We start from the raw sequence: 7,765 nt of genomic DNA, 5'->3' as shown, positions 1-7,765 counted from the left end.
CCCCCCCCCCCCCCCCCCCGCCTCTCCTCCTCGCGTGCGCTCGCCGCCGTCCTGCTGCTCGTCCCGGCGGTCGTCGCCCTCGCGCTGTGGGCCTTCGCCTGGCCCGCCGCCCGTACGGCGCCGCGCGACCTGCCCGTGGGCGTCGCGGGACCGGCCGCGGCGACGGCGCCCGTGCACAAGCAACTCGCCCGCGCCGGCGGGGCGTTCGAGATACACCGGTACGCGGGCGAGGCACAGGCCCGCAAGGCCATCGAGCGGCGGGAGGTCTACGGGGCGATCGCCGTGACACCGGAGGGTCCGCGGGCGCTGACGGCGAGCGCCGCCGGACCCGTCGTCGCCCAGGCGCTTCAGCAGGCGGTGGCCGGGCAGCAGGAGGGCTCGGCGCAGGGCGGCGGTGCCGCCCGTACGGAGGACGTGGTGGCCGCGCCCGAGGCCGATCCCCGTGGCGCCGCGCTGAGTTCGAGCGTGCTGCCGATGGCGATCGGAGGGGTCGCGGCCGGGGCGATGATCGTCACCTTCGGGCTGCGCGGCATCCGTGCCGTCGTGGCGCTGCTGGGTGCGGCGGCGCTCGTCGGAGCGGTGGCCGCGGCGCTGACCGACACCTGGCTGGAGGTGCTCACCGGCGGCTGGTGGGCGGAGTGGGCCTCGTTCGGGCTGATCGCGCTCGCGGTGAGCGCGACCGTGGCCGGGCTCGGCACGCTGCTGGGTCCGGCGGGCATCGGGCTGGGCGCGCTGGCGATGGTGCTGCTCGGCAACCCGTTCTCGGGGGTGACCTCGGCGCCGGAGATGCTGCCTCAACCGCTGGGTGCGGCAGGGCAGTTGCTGCCGCCGGGTGCGGGCGGGACGCTGCTGCGCTCCGTCGGCTTCTTCGACGGACGGGCGTCCGACCGGCCGGTGCTCGTGCTCACGTCGTGGGCCGTGGCGGGGCTCGTGCTGGTGACGGTGGGCGGGCTGCGGACGACGGAGGACGGGGACGGCGGCAGGGACGGGGGCGGCCCGGACGGAGCGGCACCGCAGCCACAACCGCAGCCCCAGCCGCAGGGCGCCGTGCCGGTGACGTGATCCTCCGCACGCGCGGGCCCCGAGTACCGGCCGTACGCCGCCTGTTGGAGGGACGGGCGGCGTACGGTCCGCACCCGCCGCACGCCCGCGGACCGGCCCTCCGGACGGCCCGCGGGACCGCCGCACGAGCGACCGCGACTCTCCGTATGGCGCAACCCCGCGTCCGGTAAACGCTCTTGACTCCGTAGCTGCCCCACAGGATTCTCGTCTGGAAGCAACACCGAGCAGTAACTTCGAACCCCCCACACAGCATCGGAGTCCCTGTGATCCGCAAAGAGAAGCGCCGCGTTCTCATCGTCGCCTCCGCGAGCACCGCGCTGGCGGCCTCCCTCCTCGGGGCCGGAGCCGCGCAGGCCGCCAAGCCCGAGCCGGCGGCCGCACCCGACATCTCCGTCGACGCCGTGCAGAAGGACCTGAAGGAACTTCAGTCGGTGGCCGAGGACAACGGCGGCAACCGCGCGCACGGCGAGCCCGGCTTCAAGGCGTCGATCGACCTGGTGAAGAAGAAGCTCGACGCGGCCGGATTCAAGACCGACGTCCAGGAGTTCGACGGCGGCGGCACCAAGGGCTACAACCTCATCGCCGACTGGCCCGAGGGCGGCTCTGCCGACCACACCGTGATGGTCGGCTCCCACCTGGACTCCGTGAGCGAGGGCCCCGGCATCAACGACAACGGCTCGGGCTCCGCCGGTGTGCTCGAAGTCGCCCTCGCCGTCTCGAAGGCCAAGCTGGAGCCGGGCAAGCATCTGCGCTTCGCCTGGTGGGGCGCCGAGGAGCAGGGCCTGGTCGGCTCGCAGAGCTACGTCGACAGCCTGGCCCAGGACGACGTGAAGAAGATCGACACGTATCTGAACTTCGACATGATCGCCTCGCCCAACGCGGGCTACTTCGTCTACGACGACGACGCGTCCGTGCAGAAGGTGTTCAAGGACTACTACAAGTCGAAGGACATCACGACGGACACCTCGCCCGAGGTCAACGGCCGCAGCGACCACGCGTCGTTCGCGGACGCGGGTGTGACCGTCGGCGGCACCTTCACCGGCGCCGGGGACACGATGACCGAGGAGCAGGCCAAGTCGTGGGACGGCAAAGCGGGTGAGCCGTTCGACAGTTGCTACCACTCCGAGTGCGACGACATCTCGAACATCAACGAGAAGGCGCTCGACGTCAACAGCGACGCCATGGCGCACGCGGTGTGGGAGCTGAGCAAGTAGGCCCCGACCACGCCCCGTTCACCTAATACGTCGCGAACTCGCGGCGCACCGTGCACGGTCCGCACACCGCACGCTGAGCACGGCCCGGGTCCTCGGACCCGGCGTCAGCTCTCCCGGCCCGGCCGCCTGTCACCGGCGGCCGGGCCGCTGTGCTGTGCGGCGATCCCGAAGCGCTGCCGTTCGCCCGCGGCGGACGCGACGTCGCGCACCGAGGAGACGGTGCTGATCACGCCCTCCTCCTCCGCGGCGTCCAAGGCCTCAAGTCGCTCCAGGTCAGCAGCCGATACGAGCGCCACCAGCGGCTTGCCGTGCCGCGTGACCACCACACGCTCGCTGCCGTAGACCACGCGGTTGATCAACTCCGCGAGGGCCGCGCGTGCTTGCGTCACGGGAATCTCGTACGTCATGCTCCCCAGCATAACGTCATGTACGTCCTGTACATTTTTGACGTTCGACCGAGGAGAGGTGGCGCCATGCCCGACCGACCGTCGGCCCGCTACGTCCTGCCGGAGCTGACCGAGCGCACCGGCGCGGGCGCCCGCACGCTCGACCCGTACTCCAAGCTGCTGGAGGAGCGAATCGTCTTTCTGGGCACGCCCGTTGACGACGCCGCCGCCAACGACGTGACCGCGCAGCTCATCCATCTCGAGGCGGCGGCTCCCGAGAAGGACATCGCGCTCTACATCAACTCCCCCGGCGGCTCGTTCACCGCGATGTGCGCGGTCTACGACACGATGCGGTACGTGAGCTGCGACATCGAGACGGTGTGCCTGGGGCAGGCGACGGCCGCCGCGTCGGTGCTGCTGGCCGGCGGAACTCCCGGCAAGCGCCTGGCACTTCCCGGCTCGCGCGTCGTCGTGCGGCAGCCCTCCCTCGACGAACCGGTGGAGGGCCAGGCCGACGATCTGGCCGTACGGGCACGGGAGTTGCAGCACATGAGGGAGCGGCTGGAGGAGATGTACGTACGGCACACGGGGCAGTCCGCGGAGCGGGTGCGTGCCGATCTGGAGCGGGAGAAGGTCTTCGACGCCGAAGGCGCCCTGGCCTACGGGCTGGTGGACCGTCTCACCGCGAGCCGCAAGACCGGGGACGCGAACGCCCGTCCCGGCGGCCGGGGGTGAGGGACGGTGCTGCCTCCCCCGCTGCCTCCGCTGCCCGCGCTCACCCGCGCCGAGGGGCGGCTCGTCGACGCGTATCTGGACGTGCTCGACGCGCTGGGACGGGTCAACCCGGCCCGTGGCGAGCACACTTACGGCGCGCTGCGCGCCGCGCAGGCCCTCGTGGGGCGGGCGGCGGCGCTGAGGGACGCGCTGGCGCTGATGCACGAGCGGGGCGAGAGCGAACTGCACAGCGCGACGCTGGCGAGGGCGCTGCGCGTGCTGGACGGTGAGCGGCGGGCGGCACTGGTGACGCTGCCGCCGGAGGAGGACCGGCGGGACGAGCGCTGAACACGGCGCGGGCGCACGGGTGTTGGCGCCGCGTGACCGGAGCCTCCGCCGAACACCGGCGCAGGGCAGGGCCGTCGGGGCGGCGTCCGTTCAACGGCCCCGTGCGTGCCGTCCGTTCAGCGGGCGCCGCCGGGCGCGTGCTCCGCGATCGTGTGGACCGCCCGCTCCAGTTGCTCTCCGGTCAGATCCGCGCGGGCGGTCAGCCGCAGCCGGGAGACGCCGTCGGGCACCGAAGGCGGCCGGAAGCAGCCGACGTGGAGTCCGGAGTCCCGGCACGCCGCCGCCCAGCGCACCGCGTCGTCGGGCGAGGGCGCGCGTACGGAGATCACGGCGGCGTCGGGGCGGCTCGCGTGCAGACCCGCGGCGCGCAGCCCGTCGTACAGGGTGGTGGCGGCGGCCCGTACCCGCAGGGGGCGTTCCGGCTCGCCGCGTACGCACCGCAGCGCAGCGAGCGCGGCTCCCGCGGCGGCGGGAGCGAGCCCGGTGTCGAAGATGAACGTGCGGGCGGTGTCGACGAGTTGGGCGATGACATGGGCCGGTCCGAGGACGGCTCCGCCCTGGCTGCCCAGCGACTTCGACAGCGTGACGGTGGCGACGACGCCGGTGGCGCCGGCGATGCCCGCGGCGTGCGGTGCGCCGCGTCCGCCGTCGCCCACCACGCCGAGGCCGTGGGCATCGTCCACGACGAGACCGGCGCCATGGCCGCGGCAGACCTCGGCGAGGGCGCCGAGCGGAGCGGCGTCGCCGTCGACGGAGAAGACGGAGTCGGTCACGGCCAGCGTCCGGCCGCCGTGCCCGTCGAGGGCCTTGCGTACGGCCTCGGGGTCGGCGTGCGGGACGACGGCGGTCTCGGCCCGGGAGAGGCGGCAGCCGTCGATGAGGGAGGCGTGGTTGCCCGCGTCGGAGACGAGGAGGCCGCCGCGTGCGGTCAGCGCAGTGAGCGCCGCGATGTTGGCGGCGTATCCCGAGGAGAGCACGAGCGCCGCCTCGAAGCCGCAGAACTCGGCGAGTTCCGCCTCGAGTTCGGCGTGCAGCTCGGTGGAACCGGTGACCAGCCGCGAGCCGGTCGCGCCCGCGCCCCAGCGGAGTGCCGCCGCGGCGGCGGCCTCGGTGACCCGGGGGTGCCGGGACAGCCCGAGGTAGTCGTTCCCGGCCAGGTCCAGCAGCGCCGACTCGGCGGCGCGGGGCCGCAGTTCCCGTACGAGGCCGGCGTGCTCACGGGTGCGGCGGGCCCCCTCCGTCCATGCGAACGGGTCGCCGTGCGGGGCGACTCGGGGCTCGTCGGGCATGGGTGGTCCTCCTCGGTGCCGTACGCCTCGGCCGTACGCCGTCCACCGCGGTGCGGCGGTGCGGCGGCGATTTTGTCGGCAGTCCATAGACCGTAGCCGCTCGCCGCGCGGGCCGCGGTGTGGCGATACACACACCGCCGCCGGAAGCTGTTGTGAGTTCTCTCCTTGGCCTTGAGCGGGGGAATCGGCAAGGATCGCCGTCATGGATCTGCTGAACACGCTGGTGCGCAAGGGCCTCTCGCGGGAGCTGCCGACACGGGAGGAGGCACGCGCCGTTTTGGAGACCTCCGACGAGGATCTGCTCGACGTCGTGGCCGCGGGCGGCAAGGTGCGCCGCCACTGGTTCGGGCGCCGGGTCAAGCTCAACTACCTCGTCAACCTCAAGTCCGGTCTGTGTCCCGAGGATTGCTCCTACTGCTCGCAGCGGCTGGGGTCGAAGGCGGAGATCCTCAAGTACACCTGGCTCAAGCCGGACGAGGCGACCTCGGCCGCCGAGGCGGGGCTGAAGGGCGGCGCGAAGCGGGTCTGTCTGGTCGCCAGCGGACGCGGTCCCACCGACCGCGACGTCGACCGCGTCTCGCAGACGATCTCCGCCATCAAGGAGCAGCACGAGGACGTCGAGATCTGCGCCTGTCTCGGGCTGCTCTCCGAGGGGCAGGCGGACCGGCTGCGGGAGGCCGGGGCCGACGCCTACAACCACAACCTCAACACCTCCGAGGCGACGTACGGCGACATCTGCACCACGCACGACTTCTCCGACCGGCAGGAGACGGTCCGCCAGGCGCAGGGCGCGGGCCTGTCGGCCTGCTCCGGTCTGATCGCGGGCATGGGCGAGCGCGACGAGGACCTGGTGGACGTGGCGTTCGCGCTGCGCGAGCTGAACCCGGACTCGGTGCCCGTCAACTTCCTGATCCCGTTCGAGGGGACGCCGCTCGCCGACGAGTGGAACCTCTCGCCGCAGCGGGCGCTGCGCATCCTCGCGATGGTGCGCTTCGTCCACCCCGACGCCGAAGTGCGGCTGGCCGCCGGGCGCGAGGTGCATCTGCGCTCGCTCCAGCCGCTCGCCCTGCACCTGGCGAACTCGATCTTCCTCGGCGACTATCTGACCAGCGAGGGTCAGGCGGGCCAGTCGGACCTGGACATGATCGCGGACGCCGGGTTCGAGGTGGAGGGCGCCGAAACGACGACGCTGCCCGAGCACCGCACCGGGGACCGCAACCCGGACCTCGTCGCCGTACGCCGCCGCGGAGCCGGGACCGCGCTGCCGCCCAATGCCTGACCGCGCCGTCTCTTCCACAGATCCTCAACGGCCGCTCGCTCCGGCCGAGTTGCTCGAACTGGACCGTCGGCACGTCTGGCATCCGTACGGGCCGATGCCCGGGCGCACCGCGCCGCTGCCCGTCGAGTCGGCGTCCGGTGTGCGGCTGCGGCTCGCGGAGGAGTTCTGCGGGCGGCGCGAGCTGGTGGACGGGATGTCCTCGTGGTGGTCGGCGGTGCACGGCTACAACCACCCGGTGCTCAACGAGGCCGCCCGCACCCAGCTCGGCCGGATGAGCCATGTGATGTTCGGCGGGCTGACGCACGAGCCGGCGGTACGGCTGGCCAGGCGCCTCGTCGAGATCACACCGGAGGGTCTGGAGCATGTCTTCCTCGCCGACTCCGGCTCGGTCTCCGTCGAGGTGGCCGTCAAGATGTGCCTGCAGTACTGGCGTTCGCGCGGGCAGCCGGACAAGCGGCGGCTGATGACCTGGCGCGGCGGCTACCACGGGGACACCTGGCAGCCGATGTCGGTGTGCGACCCCGAGGGCGGCATGCACGGACTCTGGTCGGGCGTACTGCCGGAGCAGGTCTTCGCCGGCGCGCCCCCCGCGGGCTTCGACGCGCCGCCGGAGGCGGACTACGTCCGTCATCTGCGGGAGACCCTCGCCCGGCACGCGCACGAACTGGCGGCCGTCGTCGTGGAACCCGTGGTCCAGGGGGCGGGCGGCATGCGCTTCCACTCCCCCGCGTACGTACGGGCGCTGCGCGAGCTCTGCGACGAGTACGACGTACTGCTCGTGCTGGACGAGATCGCCACCGGATTCGGGCGCACCGGCGCCCTGTTCGCCGCGGAGCACGCCGGGATCACACCGGATGTGATGTGCCTGGGCAAGGCGCTCACGGGCGGCTATCTCACGCTCGCCGCGACGCTGTGCACCTCCCGTGTGGCCGAGGGGATCTCGCGGGGCGAAGTACCGGTGCTGGCCCACGGCCCGACCTTCATGGGCAATCCGCTGGCCGCCGCCGTCGCGGACGCCTCCGTCGGGCTGCTGCTGGAGGGCGACTGGGCGGGCGAGGTGCGCCGCGTCGAGGCGGGGCTGCGCGCGGGTCTGTCCGGGGCGGAGGCGATTCCGGGCGTACGGGAGGTACGGGTGCTCGGTGCGATCGGCGTGCTCCAGCTCGACCACGAGGTGGACATGGCGGCGGCCACACGGGCGGCGGCCCACGAGGGCGTCTGGCTGCGGCCGTTCCGCGACATGGTCTACGCGATGCCCCCGTACGTCACGGGCGACGAGGACCTCGCGGCGGTCTGTGCGGCGCTGCGCGCCGCGGCGGCGGAGGGCTGAGCGGTGCGGGGCGTCACGGTGGTCACCGGCACCGGCACGGAGGTCGGCAAGACGGTCGTCACGGCGGCGCTGGCCGCGGCGGCGCTGGCGCGCGGGCTGTCGGTGGCGGTCCTCAAGCCCGCGCAGACGGGCCTGGACGCGGGCGA

At 73.1% G+C, this 7,765-nt stretch carries 9 protein-coding genes; 7 read left to right on the top strand and 2 right to left on the bottom strand.

Features of this window, described 5'->3' with window-relative positions:
- Together AN218_RS27725 and AN218_RS27720 are read left to right on the top strand one after the other, a co-directional pair.
- Positions 1-1,062, top strand: a 1,062-nt coding sequence (locus tag AN218_RS27725; protein ID WP_244900757.1) for an ABC transporter permease, incomplete at its 5' end; no start/stop codon positions are given.
- 263 nt (positions 1,063-1,325) lie between these two features.
- A complete protein-coding gene (locus AN218_RS27720) occupies positions 1,326-2,276 on the top strand; it encodes a M28 family metallopeptidase (protein WP_070019861.1) in 951 nt (316 codons plus the stop codon).
- Between the two features lie 104 nt (positions 2,277-2,380).
- Here AN218_RS27720 and AN218_RS27715 read toward each other — a convergent pair whose 3' ends face one another.
- Entirely contained in the window at positions 2,381-2,683 is a 303-nt protein-coding gene (locus AN218_RS27715) for a type II toxin-antitoxin system Phd/YefM family antitoxin (protein ID WP_070019871.1), read from the bottom strand.
- Positions 2,684-2,749: 66 nt separating this feature from the next.
- Between AN218_RS27715 and AN218_RS27710 the strand changes: the two genes are divergently transcribed.
- Together AN218_RS27710 and AN218_RS27705 are read left to right on the top strand one after the other, a co-directional pair.
- On the top strand, positions 2,750-3,397 hold the full coding sequence (locus AN218_RS27710) for an ATP-dependent Clp protease proteolytic subunit (RefSeq protein ID WP_070019860.1): 648 nt from the start codon (positions 2,750-2,752) through the stop codon (positions 3,395-3,397).
- A 6-nt stretch (positions 3,398-3,403) separates the two neighbouring features.
- The gene (locus AN218_RS27705; RefSeq protein WP_070019859.1) at positions 3,404-3,724 is read left to right on the top strand and encodes a hypothetical protein; all 321 of its coding nucleotides are present in this window, start codon (positions 3,404-3,406) and stop codon (positions 3,722-3,724) included.
- 116 nt (positions 3,725-3,840) lie between these two features.
- Here the strand turns inward: AN218_RS27705 and AN218_RS27700 are convergent, their stop codons facing one another.
- Complete coding sequence (locus AN218_RS27700) at positions 3,841-5,013, bottom strand: 8-amino-7-oxononanoate synthase (protein ID WP_070019858.1); 1,173 nt, start codon at positions 5,011-5,013, stop codon at positions 3,841-3,843.
- A 202-nt stretch (positions 5,014-5,215) separates the two neighbouring features.
- Here AN218_RS27700 and bioB point away from each other — a divergent pair, with 202 nt between their 5' ends.
- The 3 genes from bioB to AN218_RS27685 form a co-directional block, all read left to right on the top strand.
- Entirely contained in the window at positions 5,216-6,292 is a 1,077-nt protein-coding gene (gene bioB / locus AN218_RS27695; RefSeq protein WP_070019857.1) for a biotin synthase BioB, read from the top strand.
- Positions 6,285-7,619 carry an adenosylmethionine--8-amino-7-oxononanoate transaminase gene (locus AN218_RS27690; RefSeq protein ID WP_070019856.1) on the top strand — a complete coding sequence of 445 codons (1,335 nt, stop codon included), beginning with the start codon at positions 6,285-6,287 and terminating at the stop codon, positions 7,617-7,619. The genes bioB and AN218_RS27690 overlap by 8 nt, the downstream gene beginning before the upstream one ends.
- Positions 7,620-7,622: 3 nt before the next feature.
- Positions 7,623-7,765, top strand: a 143-nt coding sequence (locus AN218_RS27685) for an AAA family ATPase (protein ID WP_141747711.1), incomplete at its 3' end; no start/stop codon positions are given.

Source organism: Streptomyces nanshensis, assembly GCF_001751255.1.
Lineage (GTDB): Bacteria > Actinomycetota > Actinomycetes > Streptomycetales > Streptomycetaceae > Streptomyces > Streptomyces nanshensis_A.
The sequence above is the reverse complement of the archived record's forward strand: the minus strand, read 5'-3'. Positions and strand labels throughout refer to the sequence as shown.

What these genes read in the sequence shown, in the direction of transcription:
- bioB (WP_070019857.1), top strand. Translation starts at nt 5,216, where the DNA reads ATGGATCTGCTGAACACGCTGGTGCGCAAGGGCCTCTCGCGGGAGCTG.
- AN218_RS27715 (WP_070019871.1), bottom strand. Translation starts at nt 2,683, where the DNA reads ATGACGTACGAGATTCCCGTGACGCAAGCACGCGCGGCCCTCGCGGAG.
- AN218_RS27690 (WP_070019856.1), top strand. Translation starts at nt 6,285, where the DNA reads ATGCCTGACCGCGCCGTCTCTTCCACAGATCCTCAACGGCCGCTCGCT.
- AN218_RS27710 (WP_070019860.1), top strand. Translation starts at nt 2,750, where the DNA reads ATGCCCGACCGACCGTCGGCCCGCTACGTCCTGCCGGAGCTGACCGAG.
- AN218_RS27700 (WP_070019858.1), bottom strand. Translation starts at nt 5,013, where the DNA reads ATGCCCGACGAGCCCCGAGTCGCCCCGCACGGCGACCCGTTCGCATGG.